Genomic DNA, 22,347 nt, shown 5'->3' on the forward strand with positions numbered 1-22,347 from the left:
CCTTGTTCAGTGGTGGGTGTTGGCGCGGTCCAGGGAAGGTGCGCGCTGGTCGACAAGTTGTTTGCGAATCTTCGCCAGCGCGCCTTGTGCATTGAAGCCGGTGGCTCCCACTGTGATTCCGCCGCGCGAGTAGGTGAACACACGAGTGGAGTGGGAAAGCTCGACTGCGTCGATGTCCACGTCGGTCAGGTCTGGGTCGCCAACGTGCTGAATTCGGGTGCCGTGCTGATCGGACCAGACGAACGGCACCGTCGACGCGTGGCGTGGCGCGTGCGGATGCACGATGTTGTGCGCGGCCACCGCGGCGTGCTCGCGGGCGTTGGTCCAATGCTCTACCCGCATCTCATCGCCGTAACGGGGATTGAACCAGCGCGCGACGTCACCTATGGCGTAGACGTTCGATGTGCCGTTCACCCGTAGGTCCGGGCCACACGCGAAGCCGTTCCGAATGGGGAGAGCGGAATCGGCCGCCCAGTCGGTGCAGGGCGCGGTCCCGATCCCCACCACCACTACGTCGCCGACGACGGTGTCGCCGTCGTCGAGCAGTAACTCGAAGTCTTGGCGGCAGGGATCATAGGTTGCGCCACGCACGGTGGTTCCGCATCGGACGGTCACCCCGTGTCGTGCGTGTAGTGATGCAAGCGCGTGGGACACCGGTTCCGGCAGCACCCGGGCGGCCATCCGGGGTCCGGCTTCGATGATGGTGACATCGAGGCCACGCTCGCGCGTACTGGAGGCGACTTCGGCGCCGATGAAACCGCCGCCGACGACGATGACGCGAGGACGGCGAAGCAGGGCGGTGCGGAGCGCAGTTGCGTCGGCGAAGGTTCGCAGATAGTGCACACCGGGTATGCCGTCGAGTACGGACAGATGGCGTGGTGCGGAGCCGGTGGCGAGGATGGCGTTGTCGTAGCGGATGACGCTCCCGTCACCGAGGGACAGTGTCGACGCCGCGGTGTCTACGGCGACGGCCGCCGTTCCCCTGCGGTAGTCGATGTTCTGTCCGATGTGGTCGGTCAGATCTGGTGACGGGAGGTCGGTGTTCGACAACACTGCCTTCGACAGTGGCGGCTTGTCATACGGCTCTTCGTTTTCACCGTCGACGAGGATGATGCGGTGGTGAGGGTCGTTGTGTCGTAGCGCCGCCGCCGCTCGGATTCCGGCAACGGAGGCACCGACGATGACAGTGGTGGCTGCGGCGTGCATGGTCAGGACTTGGAGATCCGGATCGCCCGGACGGGGCAGTCGGCTTCGGCTTCCCGGAGGGTGTCCTGGTCTGCGTCCGTGGGGTGGCCGGGCCGGGTGAAGGCGATGTTGGTGTCGGGGTCGAGGTCGAAGACGTCGGGTGCGGCGACCAAGCAATTCCCGTAACCGTTGCAGGCCGCAGTGTCGATGTGGATGCGCGGTGTCATAGTGTTTCAGCTCCTGGGTGCAGAGTCGGCGAAAGACAGGGGGAGCTTTCGTAATCCGAAATGTGTCCCGGCCTCGATTGCCGTGAAGGTGGGGTCGGCCGCCAGCGTGATCGGCGGATACTGGCAGAGGGTTTCGAGGAGGATGCGCAGTTCGGATCGGGCAAGTGCAGATCCGACACATTGATGAATGCCCCACCCGAACGCCAAGTGGCCTCTTGCGGAACGGTGGATATCGAACTCGTTCGGGTGCTCGAATTGCCGGAAGTCACGATTGGCTGCGGCATTGAGAAGCAGCACCCATGAGCCTCCCGGGATGGTGGTACCGCCGACATCGACCTCACGAGTGGTGCGGCGAGCAAACATCTGTGCAGGAGTGCGGAGTCGCAGCATCTCCTCGACGTAGAGTGGTGCGACACCGGGGTCCGCGCGAAGGCGCTCCTGCAACGATGAATCCGAAGCCAGTAAATACAGCAGTGTGCTCACCGAATTCAACGTCGTCTCATGGCCGGCGACGGCAAGAGTCAACAGCACCGAGTGTATTTCTCCGATGTCGATCGGGCGTCCGTCGACTTCGGCATCGAGTAGCCAGGTGAGGTAGTCGTCGGGCCGACGGGCGCAGTGCTCGTCGATGTCGCGGTCGACGGCCTCGACAAGCGCTGCGCGGCCTCGAAGCTGCGACTCGGCCGTCCCGTCCCTCCAAATATCCTCGGTCAGTTCACGAAAGCGTGCCACGGTTGCTGGGGAGAAACCGACGATCTTGGTGAGCACGCGTAGTGGAATCGACAGCGCAACGTCGGCCACCGCGTCGCCTCCACCGGACTGGTGGAACGAGGCGAGCACCTCCGCGATCATCGAGGTGAGCCACGGCCGTAAGTCCCGTATCGAGTCGGGAGTCAACGCCCGCGTCAGCAACGACCGGTAATGGGTGTGTAGCGGGGGGTCGTAGTCGATCGGTATCGATGACATGCCGTCCACCATCGGGATCCGGTGTCCGGAGGCCGAGGAGAAGGTCTCATGATCGCGAAGCGCCGCCTTGACGTCCGAATAGCGACTGATGATCCAGTATCCGCCGTGGAGTGGCGAGTAGATCGCAGGGCCGGCCGACAACAAGCGCTCGTACGCGTCCCAGAGCGTCGAGTCATTCCAGCTCGGGCTCAGGTGATCGAATCCTTCGATCGTCGAGGCCATCTGCTCGCCTTCGGTGGTGTGTGTTGTAATGACGACCCCTCCTCGAAATCAGTGCTTCACGTCACAGTAAGAGGGCGCCTTTATATAAACAATTACCGAATTGGAGATAGGAACATAACTCTCTGCTTATTCCGCGGCATCAGTAAATAACGGTTGGCTTATGCGCACATCAGGAACATCGTCTTTGCCTTATGGCGAGGGAGCGATAGTGTGATTGCTATCACTGTCAATCCCTGTGCGGGGAGTTCCGTGCAGCACTCTCGAAGAGGACCCCATGAAGCCGAGAACCGAAGACCCTTCGCAGTTGAGCCTCGGGTACTTCTTTCCCAGCGGAAAGACTAACTTCCTGTACTCGGACGAAGCTGCTCGGCGAACACCGGCGATGACGAAAGCGAACCTGGTCGCCCTCGCGCAGGCAGCCGAACGGGTTGGCTTCGATTCCCTGTTCATCGCCGACAACTGGTCCGGGCACCAGCGTGTCGCCGAGGAGTTCGGGCACCAGTCGCCGGCATTCCATGCGCCGCTACTGGCTATGGCACTGCTGGCCACGACAGAGCACATCGGCGTCATTTCGACGTTCCACACCACTCACCACAAGCCCGCCCACGTCGCCCGGATGGGCGCCACACTCGATGCGTTCAGCGACGGACGGTGGGGCTGGAACGTGGTGACGGGATTCAGTGCCGACGAGGCGGCACTGTTCGGTGAGCCGTTCATCGATCACGACGAGCGTTACGTCATGGCAGCGGAATTCGTCGACATTGTCAAGAGGTTGTGGACCGAGCAGGAATCTATCGACGTCGACGGGAAGTACTACCGGGTGACCGGACGGATCAAAACCCCTCGGCCCGTGCAGGACCCGCACCCCTTGCTGGTCAGCGCGGGTGCATCCCCGGCAGGCGCCGAGTTCGCGGCACGGTTCTGCGATCAGTTGGTGACGTTGGCCAACACCGAGGAGAAGGTGCGTGAAGTTGATCGTCGATTGGCTGCGCTGACCGAAAAGAGCAAACGAGTGGTGGGAACGTGCCCGTTCTCGATGGCTATCGTGCGCCCCAACGAGGGCGAGGCCGAGGAGGAATATGCGCGACTGTTGCAGTCTCTCAACGTCGAGGCCACCAAGGAGATCGCCGCCGATGTGCTCGGATCGATCGAATCTTCCCGGTCGATGTACGAGAAGATGGGGGAGGACGAAGCAACCCGCGCGTTCGGCGGCGCCGGATCGGTCTTGCAGCTGATCGGAACCCCCGAACAGGTTGCGGAGAAAATCATCTCCCTGAAGAGCACCACGGCGACAACGAATGTGCTGATCAACTTCCCGCTGTGGAGCCCGCAGGAGCTGGAATCATTCTCCTCCGTGCTGCCGTATCTGCGTGAAGCGGGGGTCTGGTCGCCACCGCAGGACCGCAACTGGTCGTGGTGAAGTGCGTTCGGTGGCGTCACCGGGAGCGAAGTGCGGCACGAATTTCGTCGACGGCCGCTTGCTGGAGTGGGGAGAAATACTTGTCTCGCCGCCACAGCAACGCAATACGCTCTGAAAGTTCGAGGCCGGGAACGGTCAGCTCCTGTAGTCGACCTGTAGCGAGGTCGGATTCGACGACGTAACGCGGAGCGAAAATCGCCCAGGCGTTGTCGGCGGCTGCCTGCTTCATCGGCTCGGCATGTCCGAAGCGGATGACGAAATTTGGTTCGATGTCACTCAGCCGGGTGAGCTGTTCCATCAGGTTTCGTTGGTAAATCACCTCGCGTGGCGCACCGACGAAAGGCAATGCCAAGGCCTCGTCGAGGGACAGCGTCGTCGAGGGGGCGACGAGGCCCGGTCCGGCGCAGAGGGTGATTGGCTCGGTGCGAACGACTTCGGAGGACATGGTGTCCGGTAGATGCCGCTGATCCCAGGTCACCACGGCGAAGTCCGCCTCACCGGTTTCGACCGCGCGCAACGCTTCGTTGGGTTGCGAGCTGGACAGGGTGAGGTCCGCACCGGGTCGGCCACGCTGGAACCGGCTCAGAATCGGGGGTAGAAGGTAACTCCCCACCGCCATGCTCGATGCGATGGACGCGGCACCACCGCGCCCCGAGCCGAGTTCGTCGACGTCGCGCCTGATTTGCGCCGCCGAGGCCAGCATTTCCTTGGCCCACTGATTCGCGCGTTCCCCCGCTTCTGTCAGCAGCATGCGGTTACCGCGGCGGACGAAGAGCTTGGCGCCGAGCCATGATTCGAGAGCTCGCAACTGCCCCGAGACGGCCGGCTGGGCAACCATCAGCACTTCTGCGGCCCTAGTGACACTGCCCTCTTCGACGACGAGGCGAAAGACTTCCAGACGCTTGAGTGAAAGCTGTGCTTCCATAGCTCCTCATATAAGCAATAGGTGATGCGTATATCGAGATCTTGACATTTGCTTTATACCACGTGATCTCTATCGTTAACTGCATCACAGCCGCAGTGGTTTGGATCGCGCTCCGTTCCGCGGGAACGAGGACCCGGCGCCGTGAGTGAACAAGCGCGCATCGGTGCGACCCCCTCGAACACACAACTGGCAAGGACGACGATGAACGTACCGTGGATAACGGAACAGCAAGTACGAGAGAAGGTCTCGATTGCCGATGCGATCGAAGCGATCGCCGGATCGATTACCCGTGAGGTCGACGGGACCGCCCGAAACATCCCCAAGACGATGACGACCTGGGAGCCGGCCAGCAGCGCCCACGCGCTCGGCGCCTATGACGAGGGAGCCGGCCTCGTCGCTTTCAAAACCTGGGTCAATACCCCTGAGGGTGCCTCGGCGCTGCTGACGCTGTTCGACGCCACTACCGGTATCCCCCGTGCGGTACTCGAGGCCGGCGCGCTCGGTGCACTGCGCACCGCGGCGGTTTCCGGGTTGGCGACACGTCTGATGAGTGCTCCCGATGCCGCTGAGCTGGCTGTGATCGGCAGCGGTCGTCAGGCGTTGGGTCAGGTTGCCGCGGTGTGTGCAGTGCGCCCGATCACCCGGGTCCGGGTGTGGTGTCGGTCCGAGAACAGCCGGATCGGATTCGCCGCCACCGTGCGCGACACACTGGGGGTGGATGCCGTCACGGCCCCGACGCTCGCGGAGGCGGTCGACGGGGCGCCGATCGTCACCCTTGTCACGCGGGCGACGGAACCGTTCCTCAGCCCAGGAGTGTTGTCTGCGGGAACACACCTCAATGCGGTCGGGGCGATTCTGCCGCACACAGCCGAGTTCGATCCTGCGCTGCTGGCCGATTCCGATCTGACGGTCGTCGACAGCCTCGCCAACGCGCGTCGATCGTCTCGCGAATTGACCGAGTACTACGGCGAAGACTGGGCTGCGGTGAAGACGCTCGGTGATCTTCTCACCGGTGCGGTGGTACGGCCGCTGAACCCTGCTTTGACGATCTTCAAAGGACTCGGGATGGGGCTGGCCGATCTGGCTGTCGCTGCAACGGTGCTCGAGTCGACCCACCGCGAAGGAGCACTGGCATGAGATTCCGTACCGACACCGCACTGATCACCGGATCGATCGCGCCCCTGATCACCCCATTCACCGATAGCGGAGCCTTGGACACAGCAAGCCTACGTCGGCTGGTCCGGTGGCAGATCGCCGCCGGATCGCACGGCCTGTCGATCGGTGGCTCCACCGGAGAGCCCAGCGCTCAGACGATCGCCGAGCGGATCGAGGCGATCGAGACCGTTGCCGACGAGAACAATGATCGAGTTCCGTTCATCCCCGGAACCGGCTCGGCCAAGCTGGACGAAACCCTCGAGATCACCGCGGCCGCGCGGGCCGCCGGCGCCGACGCGGCGCTGATCATCACCCCCTACTACGCGCGCCCCACCCAAGAGGCGCTCTACCGGTGGTACGGCACCATCGCAGGGGAGTTCCCGGACCTGCCGATCATCATGTACAACGTCCCGTCGCGGACCGCCGTCGACCTGGATCCGTCCACGGTCGCCCGCCTCCACCAGGACTTCGACAACATCGTCGGTATCAAGGAAACGACGAAGGACTTCGAACACTTCTCCCGGGTGATTTTCGAAGCGGGAGAGAGTATCTCGGTGTGGTCCGGCATCGAACTGCTCTGTCTGCCGCTGCTGGCACTCGGCGGTGTCGGGTTCGTCAGTGCCGTCAGCAACATCGCACCCCACACGGTCGCTCGGATGTACGAGCTGTGGACAGCAGGTGATCACGACGGGGCCCGCGCACTGCATTATGCGCTGCATCCACTGGTCGACCTGCTGTTCGTCGAAACCAATCCGGCGCCGGTGAAGTGGGTCCTGCACCAGCAGGGGCGGATCGCCTCACCGCACGTGCGGTCTCCGCTGATCACGCCCACACCGGCGGGCATCGACAAGATCGAGACCCTGCTCGGTCAGGCCTCGACCATCCTGACCGAAGAGAAGGCGTTCTCGACCATTCTGACCGAAGAGAAGGCGTTCTGATGCGCGTGGCAACGGTCGAACACGGCGGCGATCGGCGGACCGTCGTCCTCGACGCAGACGGCCGCTCACGGGACGTCACCGGGCTCACCGGTGTGGTGGCCGCGGACGTCGACATCGAGAAATTCGTTTCCCTGACCGAGCAGGATCTCCGTCGATGCCCGTTGATCGATCTGGACGAAATCACCCGTTGGTTACCGCCGGTCACCGATCCGCGGCGGATACTCTGCGTCGGCTTCAATTACCACAACCACGCCGTCGAGATGGACAAGGAACCCCCTCGGTACCCCACCTTCTTCGTCCGTTTCCCCTCCTCGCTCGTCGGGCACGGAGAGCCGATCGAACGATCCCCGATGTCGGACAGTTTGGACTGGGAGGGGGAGATCGCGATCGTCATCGGCCGCGGTGGCCGCAACATCCGCGCCGAGGATGCGGCGGATCATATTTGGGGTTACACGGCCTTCGCGGACAACAGTGTTCGGGAATACCAGCTTCATGGAACCCAGGCCACGGCGGGGAAAAACTTCGACCAGTCCGGGTCGATCGGCCCGTGGCTGGTCACTTCGGATGAGATCGCCGACCCGAAAACCCTGGAAGTGCACACCTATCTCGGTGACAGCCGAGTGCAGTCCGGGGTTCTCGCGGATCTGGTTTTCGACGTTCCCACCGTCATCGAGTACGTGAGCACTTGGACGACACTGACCCCCGGAGACATCATTGCCACCGGCACGCCCGCGGGGATCGGTTTCCGACAGGACCCACCCCGGTACCTACAGCCCGGGGAAGTGTTGACCATCGACATCCCCGGCGTCACTCGACTCGTCAACCACGTCAAATGACGTAGCGAGGAGGAAGAAAATGGCAACAAGGTCGATCGCTCAGCACGAGGACATCGCAGCATCGCTGAAGGAGGTCATGGCTGCTGTCTGTACCCCGGTCTCGGTCGTGACGGCCATGGACGGAGAACGACCCCACGGGACCACTGTCAGTGCCTTCACGTCTCTGTCGATGGCACCTCCCATGGTCCTGGTTTCTCTCGATCGCTCCTCGGCGCTTCTCGGAATCATCCAGCGCAGCGGACGATTCGGCGTCAACATCCTCGGTAGCGCCCAGTCGGCAGCGGCCACGGCCTTCGCCTGCAAAGGGGCCGACAAATTCGCCGACACACCGTGGACACGGGTCAGTGGTGTTCCCCGCTTGGACGGGGCTCCGGGATGGGTGGTGTGTGACGCGTCCTCCTTCGTCGAGGGCGGAGACCACATTCTCATATTGGGTGAGGTTCGTGAGGCGGTAGCTCACGACGGACCGCCACTCACCTATTTCCGCCGCGACTTCGGCACCCACACGCGCCTCGCCCAGGAGCACCAGTGACTCCGTCACGCCCCGGTGATCACGCGGTGACCCGGGCCGTCACGACCTTGCGGGCCGGCGGCATGGTCGTCGTGGTCGATAGCGAGGACCGCGAGAACGAGGGCGACCTCGTGGCCGGTGCCGACACCGTCAGCGCCGACCAGATGGCCTTCATGGTCCGCCACACCACCGGCATCATCTGTGTCCCGATGACGACCGAACGAGCGGATCAGCTAGGGCTTGCGCCGATGGTGCCGATGAACACCGACCCCCACCAGACCGCCTTCACCGTCACAGTCGACCACACAGGCGCCGGAACCGGTGTGTCGGCCGGCGACCGCGCGATGACCGCACGGGCCCTTGCCTGCTCGACCAGTGTGCCCGGAGATTTCCGTCGCCCCGGACACGTTTTCCCGCTTCGCTCGCGACCGGGAGGGGTCCGCGAGCGGCCCGGGCACACCGAGGCCGCCATCGACCTACTCACACTCGCTGATCGTGCTCCTGTCGGGGTGATCGGGGAAATCGTGGCAGAGGACGGTTCGATGCGCCGGGGGTCGGATCTGCGCAAATTCGCGGACCGCCACGGATTGCCCGTGGTCGCGATCGCCGATCTCGCAGAGTTCCGGCGACCGAAAGCAGCACCTGTGGAGAGACTTTCCACCTCACGAATGCCTACCGCCTTCGGTGAATTCCAAGCGATCGCCTATCGTGCGAGCGACGACGGAGTCGAGCATCTGGCGTTGGTGATGGGCGACGTGGCCGCGGCCGCCGATAGCGAACCCGGTGCCCTCGTTCGCCTACACAGTGAATGCCTGACAGGGGACATTCTCGCCTCCACCAGGTGTGACTGCGGTAGCCAACTCGAGCAGGCACTGGTGGCGGTCAGTCAGGAGCACTGTGGCGCGGTGATCTACCTACGGGGGCACGAGGGTCGTGGCATCGGGTTGGCACACAAGATCAACGCCTACGCGCTTCAAGACAGTGGTCTGGACACCGTCGACGCCAACCTGGCGCAAGGGCTCGCCGCCGATGCCCGCTCGTACGCGGTCGGAGCCCATATTCTCGAAGACCTCGGCATAGGCAGAGTTCGCGTGTTGACCAACAATCCGGCCAAATGCGCGGCTTTGACCCGCTATGGGCTCGAGGTCGTCGACCGCGTCGCGCTCTCGAGTAACGCAACCACCGACAACGTGCGTTATCTCCGCACCAAACGCGACCGCATGGGCCATCTCCTCGACATCCCCGACGTCATCGACTCTGAAAGAAGCGTGCTGTGACCGCAGATCTCGGCGATCAGGTTCTGACACCCTTGAACTTTCTCGAACGTGCGGAGGCCATCCACGCCGATCGCACCGCCATGACCTACCACTCCCGGTCGTGGTCGTACGGTGAGTTCGCGGTCACTGCCCGCCGCATGGCCGGCACCCTCGCAGGCCACGGAGTCACACGCGGTGACCGCGTCGCCGTCCTGGCATCGAACACCCCACTGATGCTGCTCGCACACTTCGCCGTTCCCTTGGCAGGCGGTGTGCTCGTCACCCTCAACCACCGCCTGGCTGCACCGGAACTCGCGTACATCGTTCAGCACTCCGGCGCATCTCTCGTCCTGTACGACAACGAATTCCATCCTGCTGCAGACTCCTTCGGAATCCGGACCCTTGCGGTGGGCGAGGTGCTGGAAGCCGGCGGACCCGAATACGCACGCTCGGTTGATGACGAGCGCAGCCTCATCTCGCTGAACTACACCAGCGGTACGACCGGCCGGCCCAAAGGCGTCATGTATCACCACCGCGGCGCCTACCTGCAGGCACTTGCCATGATCCACCACGCCCGACTCGGTCTCGACACCGTCTACCTGTGGACGCTGCCGATGTTTCACTGCAACGGCTGGTGTTTTCCTTGGGCGATCACCGCCGCCGCAGGAACGCAGGTCTGTCTCGATCGACCCGACCCGGACACGGTATGGCGGCACCTCCGCAGTGGCGGCATCACCCACTTCAACGCCGCTCCCACCGTCCTCACCAACCTGACTCAACATCGTGAGGCGGCAAACGGACCGCTGGGAAGAACCGTCGAGGTAGGGACCGGGGGAGCGCCACCGTCGCCCACCCTCCTGTCGGAACTGACCGTACTCGGCATCCACACCACCCACCTGTACGGACTCACCGAAACCTTCGGCCCTGCCGTGGTGAACGAACCACGCCCCGAATGGAACAGTCTCAGCCACACTGATCTGTCCAAAGCGATGGCCGTGCAGGGCAACTCCAATATCGTCGGCACAGGAATCCGGGTCTTGGACACCGTCGGCAAGACCGACGACGCCCCCGTCGTCGACGTCCCCGCGGACGGCGCAACCCTCGGGGAGATCGCTGTTCGCGGAAACACGGTGATGCTGGGCTATTACCACGACGACCCTGCAACCGAGGTTGCCCGCATGGGAGAGTGGTTCAAGACCGGCGATCTCGGCGTCATGCATCCCGACGGATCGGTCGAGATTCGGGACCGGGCAAAAGACATCGTGATCTCGGGCGGAGAGAACATCGCCACGGTCGAAGTCGAGCACGTACTCACCTCCCATCCCGCGGTCGCCGAGGCGGCCGTCATCGGAATCGCAGACCCGAAGTGGGGTGAAGTCCCGGTGGCTGTCGTCACGCTCCGGCCGGGCGCGAAGGTGTCGACCGAGGAACTCATCGCCTTCACCCGCACCCAACTGGCGGGTTTCAAGACGCCTAAGCACGTCTACTTCCGCGAATTGCCCAAGTCTGGGACCGGAAAGATCCTCAAGCACCGGCTCCGCGAGCTCATTTCACCGGAAGCTCCGCAGGCGCGGTCAGCGACGGTGGAATAGCGCAGCTCGCTGCTCTCCGCCGTAAAGGGCCACCGACCCCTACGCGAAACAAGTCCTGTGACGACTACTGGTTCGCGTATGAACACAGGTTCATCCGCCGAACTCTTGGTAACGTGCAGTTGAAGGCGGCGACACTTTCCCTGAGGGAAGAAGCACCGTGGTACCGAATGCGGGTGAGGCCGCTGCCCGACGCCGCTGAGACCTCGCACCCGATCAGCAGACCGCAATGGCCACCAAGAACCGCATCCTCATCGTCGTGACGAACGTCGCCGAGTACCAGAAGGTCGGCTACCGGACAGGTCTGTGGCTGGGCGAACTGACGCACTTCTACGACTACGTCACCGATAACGGCTACGAAGTCGACATTGTCAGTCCTGCAGGCGGTTACGTACCGATCGACCCGGAGAGCCTCGCTCACGACGTGCTCGGTGACCTCGGCACCGACATGCGCTACCGCGACCGCGAGTTCATGGATCTTCTCCGTGACACGAAGAAGGTTGCAGACGTCGACGTCGAGGAATACGACGCCATCTACTTCACCGGCGGCCATGGTGTGATGTTCGACTTCGGCGGTGACGACCTCGGTGCAGTGACGGCGAAATTCTACGAATCCGGCCGGATCGTGTCGGCGGTGTGTCACGGACCGGCCGGCCTGCGGGGCGTTCCCCTGAGTGACGGCACTCCGCTTGTCAAAGACAAGAATGTCACTGGCTTCTCCTGGCCGGAAGAGGTGGCGGCACAACGGGCCGACGCCGTCCCGTTCAGTCTTCAGGATGAGCTGAAAAAGCTGGGAGCCAACTACAGCATCGCCGACGAACCGTTCGCAACCTATGTGGTCGAGGAGGGGACGCTGATCACGGGGCAGAACCCCGGGGAACGCCCGCGCTGTGGCGGAAGCAGTGGTGGAGAGGCTGCACACCCGATAGCGCCCTGATGTTCGGTGCCCCCGTCTTGTCGAAGAGCATTCCTACTGTCACTTCACCGGCCCGCCGAGACCGTGAAGCGACTGTCGGCCTCTTCACGGATCTGCGACGGCGCCGGGTGCGGAAGGACGCCCGCTTCGACTACTTCACGAAGTCGAGGAGGGCGTCGTTGACCTCCTGGAAGTGGGTCCAGAGCAGGCCGTGCGGGGCGCCTTCGACCTCGACGTACTGCGCTTCGGGAAACGCTTCGTGGAACGGACGCCCGGCGGCGTCGATCGGGAGAATGTTGTCCTTCGTCCCGTGCAGGATCAAGGCAGGTTTGCCCGACTCACGCACCTTCTGGATGTCGGCACGGAAATCTTCGATCCAGCTGGACACGACGGCATACGCGGCAACGGGCGCGCTTCCGGCCGCAACATTCCAGCTGTTGCGTACGGCGGCCTCGCTGATGCGACTGCCGAGGTTCTCGTCGAGGTTGTAGAAGTCTTTGTAGAAGTTGTCGAACCAGGCGAACCGGTCTTCGCGGGCTGCGGCCTCGATGCCGTCGAATACCGACTGCGGCACGCCGGTCGGGTTGTCGTCGGTCTGCAGGAGGAAGGGCTCGAGGGAGGCAAGGAAGGCGAACTTGGCGACGCGATCACTGCCGTAGATGCCGGCGTACCGGGCGAGCTCGCCGGTGCCCATCGAGAATCCGACGAGGATGACGTCGTTGAGGTCCAGTGTGGTCAGCACGGTGTTCAGATCCGACGCGAACGTGTCGTAGTCGTAGCCGGTGGTCGGCTTGCTGGACTGCCCGAACCCACGACGGTCGTACGTGATCACCCGGTATCCGGCTTTCAGCAATGCTGCCGACTGACGCTCCCAAGAGTTGCCGTCGAGCGGGTAGCCGTGGATGAGGACGACGGGTTGTCCTGTGCCGTGATCCTCGTAGTACACCTCGATGGGGGTGCTGTTCTCGGTGCCGACCTCGATATATGCCATGGTGACGCCCTTCCTTGATCCTCGACTCACCGGAGAACGTGCGTTCTCCGGTGCGTGGACTACTCTAGAGAACGATGGTTCTCAGGGCAAGGGGTAAGTGACGTGGATGTAGACGCAGCGAAGGCGGCGGTGCTCGAATCGGCCGATGCGCTCTTCTATGCGCGCGGCATCCAGTCGGTCGGCATGGACGAGTTACGCACCGCCGCCGGGATCTCCCTCAAGCGGATGTACGGACTGTTTCCGTCCAAGGCTGCCATCGTTACCGGAGTCCTCGAAGGGCGTACCGCAATGTGGAATGACGGCATTCGCGCGGAGGCGAGCCGACACGACACTCCGCGCGAGAAACTGTTGTCGATATTCGACTTTCTCGACGCCTGGTTCCACGAGGACGAGTTCCGCGGTTGCGCCTTCATCAATTCGTTCGGTGAGCTCGGCAGCACCATGCCCGCGGTCGCGGCGGCAGCACACAGTCACAAGAAGCAGTTCATCGACTATGTCACCGACCTGGCGGTACAGGCCGGATGCGCGCCGATTGTCGGGCTCCAAATCGCATTGCTCGCGGAGGGGGCGCAGACAACCGCCGCCATCTCCGAGTCGCCCGAATCTGCTACCGCCGCAAAAGCGGCCGCGGACGTACTCCTTGACAACTGTGCCGTCACGAGCTGAAGGCGCAGGACTATCGGCTCACGTCGCTGTGTCGAAGCCCCGGCTCAGCACCGTGTCGGCGCGGGCTCGCCTCGGAATCGCGCCGCGATGAACTCGTACGCATCCGGGAAACCCACCACAGCAGTGGTCATGTGCTCCGAGATTTCATACGGCACGAACGTCAGGTTTGCTCCGGCGGTGCAGTATCGACGAGCCACCTCTGCCACCGAATCGAAGGGCGTGAGCCCGTCCAGGGTGCCGTGCCACATGTAGACCGGCGCCGTCGGCACACCCTCGAAATAGCGGAGACTGTTCTCGCGTAACACCTGGCGTGCGGTCGAACTCGCCATAAGACTGGTCGACGCGGCCAGCTGTCCAGCGTTCCGGAAAGCGCCGTGGAACAGAAGGAATCGCCGGCACTCGTTGCTCATCCATTCGCGCAGCCACAGACCTGTTTCGTTGAGCTGCGACGACACCGGCAGCCGTTCCGGGTACTCACGCTCGAGGCCGACGGCCGCCGCGAAAGCGAGCCCGAACCCGGGGTGCGGGTTGAACCCGAGCCCCTCGGCCATCTGTTCGAGATCAGCCGGAATTCCGCCCTGTACCACAGCGGCAAGCTTGAGCTCGGGAGCATAGGTCGGCGCGAGCGCCGCCGCCCAGGCGCTTGCCATTCCGCCGCCGGAGTAGCCCGCCAGGGCTACGGGGCTGTTCGTGAGGCCCAATTCGGATACTCGCTGAACTGCGCGAATGCTGTCCAAGGTAATCATGCCGCCGAGTTTGGCGGCACCGTACGCACCGGTGGGGCCGAGGTGGTCCGGCACCGAAACGGCCCATCCCCGCTGCAGGCCCAGATACATCCCCGGCGATTCCTGCATCTCCAGGTTGAACAGAGCCCGTGAGGGCGCGCACTTGGTGCCCAGTGAATTGACGATCGCCTGATACGACACCAGCGGTGGATTCGCGACGCCCCGGGGGAGCAGCACCGTCGTGACCGCCAGGATGGGATTTCCGGCAGAATTCGTCGAACGGAACGCGATCTGCCAGCCGTCCGAGTTGGCGTACATCCACGTGTCGATCCGTCGAGTGCGAACCACGTCGCCCGGCTGAATTGCCGCGAGATCGGCGGGAGCGAGGTAGAACGGATCCGGGTCGGGCCAGGGATAGAGCGGTTCGGCGCTTGCCGGCACCGGAACTGTCATTGCAAGGAAGATGGCACCGAGCATCGCCGCCATCAATGCCCTGAAGGCTCGCCGCATGAATTTGCTCCCTCTGCGCCGTATCGTCAAGACGCTGTGACTGTATACGAGCAGGGAGAGGCTCCGTTACAAATGTGACACGGCACGGACCATCCGGCACGCATGTGGACGAACGCCCGACAATGCGCTGTCACCCGGGCAGATGACTGTCGTTCGACGCAGCGGGTCGCGGTGGCCAGGTACGAGACGTGGCCACCGCCGCTCCAGCTGTTAGCTACCGAATCCGCTGAACAGCTCGAGGAGACCGTCGAGACCGAAGTCCAGGCCGCCGCCGCCTGGGGTGGTCGAGCTGACAGTGACCCGCACGGGGGCGATGGGGTCCTGGTAGTCGACGTCGCCCTCCTCCTTGCACTTCGTGCGCACCTGGTATTCGCCGTCGGGGAAAACAGCCGAGGTGCCGACGCCGGACGCATTGGTCAGCACCTGACCGGCGACCATGGTCGGACCGGTCACGGGGAAGCTCTGGCCCACTTTCGTCGTGGAGTCGAGGACCGTTGCGTCGGCGCTGTAGACGGTGCCCTCGCACTTGACGAACGGCTTGGTGGTGTTCAGTCCGGTGATCGAGGTGGTGATCGTGCCTGCACCGGCGTCCGCGGTCACGGTCGCCGCACCGGTGATCGCTGCGGAACCGATAGCGGGGTTTGCGATCAGTGTGAGCGCGGAGAGTCCGGCGATGATGCCGGCGCCGGCCAGGCGCCGCTTGGTGGAAGAAGCCACGAGAGTATGTCCTTGTCGTTAGTCGCCGGGCCCCCGCACGCGGCGCATGTGATCCTTGCGTGCCAGCTCCGGATCACCCGGGGATGAGCCTCGGCTGACGCGCGAGAACGGTTAGCCTGCCCTCTGTGAGGGCCGCCTAAGTAGATGCTGTGAGGATCCCGCAAGTCAACAGATGTGACCGTCGTCACTATGAGACCTGTGAGTACTTATTACCCGCGGGCGGTTAATAAGTACTCACAGGGCCCTCGAGGGGGCACGTCACCCTCATCGGCACCGGGTCGTCGCAGAAGTGAGCGGCATTCGGATAAGACGCGCGCAAAGAGGATAGCTTCACCGCTTCGGTGTCAATAGTGTTGTGGCTCACAGTCGAAGGGAATGTGATGCACAACGAATTCGATGCCGTCATCGTCGGTTCCGGAATCAACGGACTCGTCGCCGCGTCCATGCTGGCGCGATCTGGCTGGAAAGTGGCACTCCTGGAGAGTAATCCGGAGATCGGTGGGTTCGTCGGGAGCGGTGAGCGCACGGTGCCCGGCTACGTGCACGACACGTTCTCTTCCTGGTACCCGCTGTTCGTGTCGGGCCCCGCGCACACGGCGCTCGGCGACGACCTGGCCCGTCACGGGCTGCGATTCTGCAACACCGACGAGGCCGTGACCGCGAGCGTTGCCGACAGCGGCCGCGTCACCCTGGCGTATCGCGATCCGGAGCTGACGGCAGCGGGCTTCGGCAGCGAAGTAGACGCGACTGCCTATCTGGAAGCGTTGCACCGGTTCGGCCGCAACGCACCGGTGATCGGCGGAATGATGGGTAGCGAAATCCGCAGCGCCGGAGTCGTTCCACTACTGGCGCGCTTCTTCAGAACCAATGGGCGGCGCGGCTCCGAGAAGTGGCTTCGAGACCTCGCTGCGTCGGGCCGCGCCTACTGTTCTCGGGAGTATGTCGGTCCCGAGGTGGATCACCTGTGGGTGCCGTGGCTGCTGCACGCGGGTCTGTCGCCGGACAATGCCTCCGGCGGCTTCATGATTCCGGTGCTGGCGGCCACCGTCCACGGGTTCGGACTGCCGGTCGTCGAGGGGGGCTCGGCACGACTGCTCCAGGCCTTTCGAGGACTACTCGACGAATTGGGCGTCGAGGTGCATACCGGATCCCGCGTCGATCGCATCATTGTCGAGGGAGGACGTGCGACCGGCGTGGAGACGGCAGGGCGACGCTACCGGGCCCGGCGCGCCGTACTGGCGTCGGTAACACCCACCGCCTTGTACGGGTCGTTGCTGCCTCCCGAGGCGAGTCCTGCCCCGCTGCGGGCCCAGGCACGGCGGTACCGGTACGGGCGCGGTGAGATGCAGATCCACATCGCCTTGTCCGAATCACCCAAGTGGCGCGATACCCGACTCGATGAGGTTCCCCTGGTGCATATCTCGGATGGATCGGCGAGTACCGGTATTGCCCGTGCGGAAGCGGAGGCCGGTCTTCTCCCCAGGAAGCCGACAGTCGTGGTGGGACAACAATCCCTCCTGGATCCCTCACGCGTTCCGTCCGGTGCCGCTTCGCTCTGGTTGCAACTGCAGGAAGTTCCGTACGAACCGCTCGGCGACGCCGCCGGCGAGCTGAACACCGCGGACGGTTGGACCCCCGAACTGGCCAAGGCCTACGCCCAGCGCGTCATCGATCGCGTGGACGCGCACACCCATGGTCTGAAGATCCTCGGAACGGACGTGATCTCGCCGGCCGATCTCGCGGCATACAACGAAAATGCCGTCGGCGGAGACCCCTACGGCGGCAGTTCCGAGCTGGATCAGAGCTTCCTGTGGCGCCCACTGCCGGAGGCCGGACGGCATCGGACCTGCGTGGACGGGCTCTGGCACATCGGGGCGTCCACTCATCCCGGAGCCGGACTGGGCGCCGGTTCAGGCCATCTGGTGGCCACCAAACTTGCCGCACAGCGGCAGCGTAAAGCCAACTAGGAGTTGACATGCCAGTGATCACCGACCTTCTCGCGTCCATTGCCGGCGAGCGCATCGAATTGATCGACCTCACCGCACCACTGACGGACAAGACCCCGGTGCTGCGTTTGCCGGAACCGTTCAAGAACACCCTGCCGTTTCGCCTGGAGTTGATCAGTCGCTACGACGAGGAAGGACCGGGCTGGTACTGGAACAACATCCACACCGGCGAACACACCGGCACCCACGTCGATGCGCCGAACCACTGGATCACCGGCAAGGACGGACTGGATGTGTCACAGGTGCCGTTGCGCTCGCTGATCACCTCGGCCGTCGTACTCGATGTCACCGACCGGGTGGCCGAGAACCCGGACTTCCTCCTCGATATCGCCGACATCGAGCAGTGGCAACGCACGCACGGTGCCCTCCCCTCCGGTGGTTGGCTCCTCTACCGCACCGGGTGGTCGAGTCGATCGGAAAACAGCGACGACTTCCTCAACATCGACGAGACCGGTTCGCATACACCAGGTTTCACGGCCGAGTGTGCACGCTGGCTCGCCGAGGAAACCGACCTGGTCGGGGTGGGTGTGGAAACCGTCGGCACCGACGCCGGTCAGGCTGCCGCACTGGATCCGACGTTCCCCTGCCACCACCACATGCTCGGCGCGGGCAAGCTGGGACTGACCCAGCTGCAGAACCTCGATCGCCTGCCGCCGACTGGATTCGCGCTCGCGGTCCTGCCACTGCCCATCGTCGGCGGATCAGGCAGTCCCGCCCGCGTGGTCGCACTGGTCGAGAAGTAAGGAAGAGTCAGATATGGCCGAACGTTCTTTCGCCGCCGAAGTCGAACAACTCCGCAACGGCGCCGGCACCACCCTGCACGTCGAGGGCATCCTCGCCGTCACCAAGGCACTGCTGCAATCCGGTGTGGCCTATGTCGGCGGCTACCAGGGTGCACCGATCTCGCACCTGATGGATGTCCTCGGTGACGCCCACGAGATCCTCGACGAGCTCGGGGTCTATTTCGAGAACAGCGCCTCGGAGGCGACCGCGGCCGCGATGCTGGCGGCGTCCGTTCACTACCCGCTCCGCGGTGCGGTGACCTTCAAATCCACGGTCGGCCTGAATGTCGCCTCGGACGCGCTGGCGAACCTGGCCAGCGGCGGCGTCACCGGCGGCGCGCTCGTCATCCTCGGCGAGGACTACGGCGAGGGCTCGAGCATCATGCAGGAGCGTTCCCACGCCTTCGCGATGAAGTCGCAGATGTGGTTGCTCGATCCCCGGCCCAACGTCTCGGCGATCGTCGACGCGGTCGAGGTCGGCTTCGAGCTGTCCGAGGCGAGCAACACCCCAGTGATGCTCGACCTGCGGCTCCGCTCCTGCCACTTGCACGGGGCGTTCGACGCCAAGGACAACAAGCGTCCACCCATGACAGTCAGCGATGCGCTCGACAATCCGCTGCGCGACATCGACCGGATCGTGCTACCGCCGGCCAGCTTCCTGCACGAGAAGGAGAAGATTCACGACCGGTGGCCTGCGGCGGTCGCATTCATCAAGGACCGCGGTCTCAACGAGGTCTTCGGGAACGACAAAGCCGACATCGGCATCATCGTGCAGGGCGGTCTCTACAACACGCTGAACCGGTCGATGGAGTTGCTCGGCTGCTCCGACGCGTTCGGACGCACCCAGGTACCGACGTACGTCATGAACGTCACCTACCCGGTCATCGACGACGAAATCATCGAGTTCTGCCAGGGCAAACGCGCCGTCCTCCTCCTGGAGGAGGGCCAGCCCGACTACATCGAGCAGAACCTCAACGCGATCCTGCGCCGGGCAGACATTGCCACCGCACTGCACGGCAAGGACATGCTGACGCTCGCCGGCGAATACACCTCGACGGTCGTCACCCGCGGCGTCAACGAGTTCCTCCAGCGGTACCTCCCGGACGTCGTCGCCCACCAGCCCGCCCTGCTGCGTGATCCCGACGACCCGACGAGCCCCACCGCTCCCCGCGTGTCGTCCGAGGTCATCTCGCCGCGGCCGCCGGGACTGTGCACCGGATGCCCCGAACGCCCGATCTTCAGCGGTCTCAAACTCGCCGAGCGGGAGACCGGCAAACACCACGTCAGCGCCGACATCGGCTGCCACCTCTTCGCCGTCAACGCACCGTTCGACCTCGGAGCCACGACGATGGGATACGGCCTCGGATCAGCCGGTGCCTCCGCCTTGAGTTCCAAGGACACCGACCGGCGCAGCATCGCGATCATGGGTGACGGCGGTTTCTGGCACAACGGCCTCACCAGTGGCATCGGCAACGCCGTCTTCAACAAGAGCGATCAGGTCCACCTCATCGTCGACAACGCCTACGCCGCGGCGACAGGTGGGCAGGACGTGCTGTCCTCCCGGGCAGACCTCCCCACCCGGTCCACCCAGCACCCGATCGAGAAAGCCGTCCGCGGTATCGGCGTGAAATGGGCACGCACGATCAAGAACACCTACGACGTCGGCAAGGTTCGTGACACGTTCGTCGAGGCCCTCACCACAGAGGAGTCGGGACCCAAGGTGCTCGTCATGCAGAGCGAGTGCCAACTCAATGCCCAGCGCCGCGTCAAGCGCGACAGAAGCGCAGCACTGGCTGCCGGTAAGCGGGTGGTGCGCGAGCGGTTCGGGGTCGACCCCGACACCTGCACCGGCGACCACGCCTGCATCCGGATCTCCGGCTGCCCGTCGTTGACGATCGCACCCAACCCGGATCCGATGCGCACCGACCCGATCGCCGAGGTCCTCGACAGCTGCGTCGGCTGTGGAGTGTGCGGGGAAAATGCCCACGCCGCGGTGCTGTGCCCGTCCTTCTACCGCACCGACGTCATCGACAACCCCACCCGCCGCGAACAGCTCCTTGCGAACGTCCGCTCGTGGTGGATCAAGATCGCATCCCGCGGCATCGAACGCCGCGCCGCACAATTCGAGGCAGCCTGATGTCCAACTGGTACAACGGTCAACGTCCGATCACTCTGGCGATCGTCGCCCTGGGCGGCGAAGGCGGCGGCGTGCTCGCCGACTGGATCGTCGCCGTCGCCGAGAACGCCGGCCACTACGCGCAGAACACCTCCGTCGCCGGTGTCGCCCAGCGCACCGGGGCGACGGTCTACTACGTCGAGATCTTTCCGGCTGGCGACGAGCCGAATCCGTCATCGGCAGCTGACGCCCGAATCGAACCGGTGCTCAGCGTGTTTCCGAGTCCCGGCGAGGTGGATGTCCTGATCGCCTCGGAATTGATGGAATGCGGCCGGGCCGTCCAGCGTGGGTTCGTCACACCCGATCGAACGACCTTGATCACCTCGACCAATCGCGTGTACTCCATCGACGAAAAGATGGCCCTCGGTGACGGTCGCGCCGACAGCTCCGAACTCGTCGCGGCGGCCCAGCGGGCCTCGAAGCGACTGATCGCCGCCGACTTCATGGAGATGGCAGAACAGAGTCTCAGCGTCATCAGCGCCGCACTGTTCGGCGCGCTCGCCGGCTCCGGGACCCTTCCGTTCACCAGGGACCAGTTCGAGGCGCCGATCCACGCCTTCGGAAAGGGCGTCGAATCCTCACTGAAGGCCTTCTCTGCGGGCTTCGACGCTGCGGTGCAGCAGCAGAAGCCACGCCCCGCACGGAAGTCGAATCCGATTCCCATCTCGATCGGACCGCGACCGGTGACCCCGGAGGATCGCAAAGCGGAGGAAGAGGCACGGCGCAGAACGGTCGCGGCGACAGATCCCTTCGCACTGGTCGGGCCGGCCCTGCGGCCGCTCGCCGCGCGAGTCCTGGATCTCCCTCCCGCGGCGCGGTCGATGATTCTGCACGGACTGGTCCGCACCGCGGTGTACCAGAATCTGGACTACGCCGAGCGCTATCTCTCCCGGGTCATGCGCTTTGCCGAGGTTGATCCGGACACAGCCGGAGCGGCTCGGCTGACCACCGAAGCGGCCCGGCACATCGGGTTGTGGATGTGTTACCAAGACACGATCCAGGTCGCGCTGCAGAAGACGCGGCAGGCGCGGATGGAGCGGATCCGCGCCGAGGCGCGGGCGGAACGCCACCAACTGATGCAGGTTCGTGAATACCTCCATCCGCAGATCGACGAGATCACCGACACGATGCCCTCCCGACTCGGGGCCCGCATGCACCGTTCGAAGTGGTTCCAGCGGTTGGTCGGCGCGATCACCCACAAGGGGATGATCCTGAACACGAGTTCGGTGCACGGTTACACGATGTTGAGCACCATGGCGCGGTTGCGACCCCTCCGCCCGCGGTCACTGCGGTTCGTTCGGGAGCAGGCGGCCATCGAGGAGTGGATCGACCACGCGCTGCGGGCTGCAGCAGTCGATGCCGACCTCGGACGTGAGATCGTCGAATGCCAGCGTGTCCTCAAGGGTTACGGCGCCACGTATGAGCACGGCGGCGACAGCTTCGGCAAGTTGATGTCCGCGGCCCACGCATTGGTCGGCTCACCCGGTGCGGTCACTTCGCTGGCAGAGCTCCGTGAGTCCGCGCTCGCCGACGAAGACGGAGCCCGACTGGACGCCAAGCTGGCGACTATGAAGCTGGGGGACAGCCTCGTCCAGCAACTGGAGGCCACGGCTTCCGGCCGCGGGTAA

General features: G+C 64.2%; 20 protein-coding genes. 13 read left to right on the forward strand and 7 right to left on the reverse strand.

Features of this window, described 5'->3' with window-relative positions:
• Window positions 1-6 precede the first annotated feature (6 nt).
• From GFS60_RS20985 to GFS60_RS20995, 3 genes are read right to left on the reverse strand one after another with little or no spacing between them, the layout of a single operon-like run.
• A complete protein-coding gene (locus GFS60_RS20985) occupies window positions 7-1,206 on the reverse strand; it encodes an NAD(P)/FAD-dependent oxidoreductase (RefSeq protein ID WP_159924227.1) in 1,200 nt (399 codons plus the stop codon).
• A 2-nt stretch (window positions 1,207-1,208) separates the two neighbouring features.
• The gene (locus GFS60_RS20990) at window positions 1,209-1,412 is read right to left on the reverse strand and encodes a ferredoxin (protein WP_159924229.1); all 204 of its coding nucleotides are present in this window, start codon (window positions 1,410-1,412) and stop codon (window positions 1,209-1,211) included.
• A gap of 6 nt (window positions 1,413-1,418) precedes the next feature.
• Complete coding sequence (locus tag GFS60_RS20995; protein ID WP_159924231.1) at window positions 1,419-2,600, reverse strand: cytochrome P450; 1,182 nt, start codon at window positions 2,598-2,600, stop codon at window positions 1,419-1,421.
• A 274-nt stretch (window positions 2,601-2,874) separates the two neighbouring features.
• Here GFS60_RS20995 and GFS60_RS21000 point away from each other — a divergent pair, with 274 nt between their 5' ends.
• Window positions 2,875-4,020: an LLM class flavin-dependent oxidoreductase gene (locus GFS60_RS21000; protein ID WP_159924233.1), complete on the forward strand. Its 1,146-nt coding sequence runs from the start codon at window positions 2,875-2,877 to the stop codon at window positions 4,018-4,020.
• Window positions 4,021-4,036: 16 nt separating this feature from the next.
• Here the strand turns inward: GFS60_RS21000 and GFS60_RS21005 are convergent, their stop codons facing one another.
• Window positions 4,037-4,945: a LysR family transcriptional regulator gene (locus GFS60_RS21005; RefSeq protein ID WP_159924235.1), complete on the reverse strand. Its 909-nt coding sequence runs from the start codon at window positions 4,943-4,945 to the stop codon at window positions 4,037-4,039.
• A 201-nt stretch (window positions 4,946-5,146) separates the two neighbouring features.
• Here GFS60_RS21005 and GFS60_RS21010 point away from each other — a divergent pair, with 201 nt between their 5' ends.
• From GFS60_RS21010 to GFS60_RS21040, 7 genes are all read left to right on the forward strand, one after another.
• The gene (locus GFS60_RS21010) at window positions 5,147-6,082 is read left to right on the forward strand and encodes an ornithine cyclodeaminase family protein (RefSeq protein ID WP_159924237.1); all 936 of its coding nucleotides are present in this window, start codon (window positions 5,147-5,149) and stop codon (window positions 6,080-6,082) included.
• Entirely contained in the window at window positions 6,079-7,038 is a 960-nt protein-coding gene (dapA, locus tag GFS60_RS21015) for a 4-hydroxy-tetrahydrodipicolinate synthase (protein WP_159924239.1), read from the forward strand. The genes GFS60_RS21010 and dapA overlap by 4 nt, the downstream gene beginning before the upstream one ends.
• Window positions 7,038-7,874 carry a fumarylacetoacetate hydrolase family protein gene (locus GFS60_RS21020; RefSeq protein ID WP_159924241.1) on the forward strand — a complete coding sequence of 279 codons (837 nt, stop codon included), beginning with the start codon at window positions 7,038-7,040 and terminating at the stop codon, window positions 7,872-7,874. The genes dapA and GFS60_RS21020 overlap by 1 nt, the downstream gene beginning before the upstream one ends.
• Before the next feature lie 19 nt (window positions 7,875-7,893).
• Window positions 7,894-8,406, forward strand: coding sequence for a flavin reductase family protein (locus GFS60_RS21025; RefSeq protein WP_159924243.1), 513 nt, complete (start codon window positions 7,894-7,896; stop codon window positions 8,404-8,406).
• Window positions 8,403-9,662, forward strand: a complete 1,260-nt coding sequence (locus GFS60_RS21030; protein ID WP_236603225.1) for a bifunctional 3,4-dihydroxy-2-butanone-4-phosphate synthase/GTP cyclohydrolase II — start codon at window positions 8,403-8,405, stop codon at window positions 9,660-9,662. Before GFS60_RS21025 ends, GFS60_RS21030 begins: the two co-directional genes overlap by 4 nt.
• Window positions 9,659-11,233, forward strand: coding sequence for an AMP-binding protein (locus GFS60_RS21035; protein ID WP_159924245.1), 1,575 nt, complete (start codon window positions 9,659-9,661; stop codon window positions 11,231-11,233). Before GFS60_RS21030 ends, GFS60_RS21035 begins: the two co-directional genes overlap by 4 nt.
• Window positions 11,234-11,459: 226 nt before the next feature.
• On the forward strand, window positions 11,460-12,167 hold the full coding sequence (locus GFS60_RS21040) for a type 1 glutamine amidotransferase domain-containing protein (protein ID WP_201453409.1): 708 nt from the start codon (window positions 11,460-11,462) through the stop codon (window positions 12,165-12,167).
• A gap of 130 nt (window positions 12,168-12,297) precedes the next feature.
• Here the strand turns inward: GFS60_RS21040 and GFS60_RS21045 are convergent, their stop codons facing one another.
• Window positions 12,298-13,137 (reverse strand): alpha/beta fold hydrolase, encoded by an 840-nt coding sequence (locus GFS60_RS21045; protein WP_159924247.1) that lies wholly within the window; start codon window positions 13,135-13,137, stop codon window positions 12,298-12,300.
• 102 nt (window positions 13,138-13,239) lie between these two features.
• Here GFS60_RS21045 and GFS60_RS21050 point away from each other — a divergent pair, with 102 nt between their 5' ends.
• Window positions 13,240-13,803, forward strand: a complete 564-nt coding sequence (locus GFS60_RS21050) for a TetR/AcrR family transcriptional regulator (protein ID WP_159924249.1) — start codon at window positions 13,240-13,242, stop codon at window positions 13,801-13,803.
• A gap of 44 nt (window positions 13,804-13,847) precedes the next feature.
• Here GFS60_RS21050 and GFS60_RS21055 read toward each other — a convergent pair whose 3' ends face one another.
• Window positions 13,848-15,038, reverse strand: a complete 1,191-nt coding sequence (locus tag GFS60_RS21055) for a lipase family protein (protein ID WP_442972166.1) — start codon at window positions 15,036-15,038, stop codon at window positions 13,848-13,850.
• A gap of 210 nt (window positions 15,039-15,248) precedes the next feature.
• Window positions 15,249-15,755: a hypothetical protein gene (locus tag GFS60_RS21060; protein ID WP_159924251.1), complete on the reverse strand. Its 507-nt coding sequence runs from the start codon at window positions 15,753-15,755 to the stop codon at window positions 15,249-15,251.
• A 380-nt stretch (window positions 15,756-16,135) separates the two neighbouring features.
• On the opposite strand from GFS60_RS21060, the gene GFS60_RS21065 reads away from it, so the two are divergent.
• From GFS60_RS21065 to GFS60_RS21080, 4 genes are read left to right on the forward strand one after another with little or no spacing between them, the layout of a single operon-like run.
• Entirely contained in the window at window positions 16,136-17,722 is a 1,587-nt protein-coding gene (locus GFS60_RS21065) for a phytoene desaturase family protein (RefSeq protein ID WP_159924253.1), read from the forward strand.
• An 8-nt stretch (window positions 17,723-17,730) separates the two neighbouring features.
• Window positions 17,731-18,504, forward strand: coding sequence for a cyclase family protein (locus GFS60_RS21070; protein ID WP_159924255.1), 774 nt, complete (start codon window positions 17,731-17,733; stop codon window positions 18,502-18,504).
• Window positions 18,505-18,517: 13 nt separating this feature from the next.
• Window positions 18,518-20,680, forward strand: coding sequence for a thiamine pyrophosphate-dependent enzyme (locus GFS60_RS21075; protein WP_159924257.1), 2,163 nt, complete (start codon window positions 18,518-18,520; stop codon window positions 20,678-20,680).
• Window positions 20,680-22,347: an indolepyruvate oxidoreductase subunit beta family protein gene (locus tag GFS60_RS21080; RefSeq protein ID WP_236603226.1), complete on the forward strand. Its 1,668-nt coding sequence runs from the start codon at window positions 20,680-20,682 to the stop codon at window positions 22,345-22,347. Before GFS60_RS21075 ends, GFS60_RS21080 begins: the two co-directional genes overlap by 1 nt.

Origin of the sequence: Rhodococcus sp. WAY2, assembly GCF_009859915.1 — a bacterium.
GTDB lineage: Bacteria > Actinomycetota > Actinomycetes > Mycobacteriales > Mycobacteriaceae > Rhodococcus_F > Rhodococcus_F oxybenzonivorans.

Excerpts from the sequence above, each read along its gene's own strand:
- GFS60_RS20985 (WP_159924227.1), bottom strand. The coding sequence starts at position 1,206 with ATGCACGCCGCAGCCACCACTGTCATCGTCGGTGCCTCCGTTGCCGGA.
- GFS60_RS20990 (WP_159924229.1), bottom strand. The coding sequence starts at position 1,412 with ATGACACCGCGCATCCACATCGACACTGCGGCCTGCAACGGTTACGGG.
- GFS60_RS20995 (WP_159924231.1), bottom strand. The coding sequence starts at position 2,600 with ATGGCCTCGACGATCGAAGGATTCGATCACCTGAGCCCGAGCTGGAAT.
- GFS60_RS21000 (WP_159924233.1), top strand. The coding sequence starts at position 2,875 with ATGAAGCCGAGAACCGAAGACCCTTCGCAGTTGAGCCTCGGGTACTTC.
- GFS60_RS21005 (WP_159924235.1), bottom strand. The coding sequence starts at position 4,945 with ATGGAAGCACAGCTTTCACTCAAGCGTCTGGAAGTCTTTCGCCTCGTC.
- GFS60_RS21010 (WP_159924237.1), top strand. The coding sequence starts at position 5,147 with ATGAACGTACCGTGGATAACGGAACAGCAAGTACGAGAGAAGGTCTCG.
- dapA (WP_159924239.1), top strand. The coding sequence starts at position 6,079 with ATGAGATTCCGTACCGACACCGCACTGATCACCGGATCGATCGCGCCC.
- GFS60_RS21020 (WP_159924241.1), top strand. The coding sequence starts at position 7,038 with ATGCGCGTGGCAACGGTCGAACACGGCGGCGATCGGCGGACCGTCGTC.
- GFS60_RS21025 (WP_159924243.1), top strand. The coding sequence starts at position 7,894 with ATGGCAACAAGGTCGATCGCTCAGCACGAGGACATCGCAGCATCGCTG.
- GFS60_RS21040 (WP_201453409.1), top strand. The coding sequence starts at position 11,460 with ATGGCCACCAAGAACCGCATCCTCATCGTCGTGACGAACGTCGCCGAG.
- GFS60_RS21045 (WP_159924247.1), bottom strand. The coding sequence starts at position 13,137 with ATGGCATATATCGAGGTCGGCACCGAGAACAGCACCCCCATCGAGGTG.
- GFS60_RS21055 (WP_442972166.1), bottom strand. The coding sequence starts at position 15,038 with ATGCGGCGAGCCTTCAGGGCATTGATGGCGGCGATGCTCGGTGCCATC.
- GFS60_RS21065 (WP_159924253.1), top strand. The coding sequence starts at position 16,136 with ATGCACAACGAATTCGATGCCGTCATCGTCGGTTCCGGAATCAACGGA.
- GFS60_RS21070 (WP_159924255.1), top strand. The coding sequence starts at position 17,731 with ATGCCAGTGATCACCGACCTTCTCGCGTCCATTGCCGGCGAGCGCATC.
- GFS60_RS21075 (WP_159924257.1), top strand. The coding sequence starts at position 18,518 with ATGGCCGAACGTTCTTTCGCCGCCGAAGTCGAACAACTCCGCAACGGC.
- GFS60_RS21080 (WP_236603226.1), top strand. The coding sequence starts at position 20,680 with ATGTCCAACTGGTACAACGGTCAACGTCCGATCACTCTGGCGATCGTC.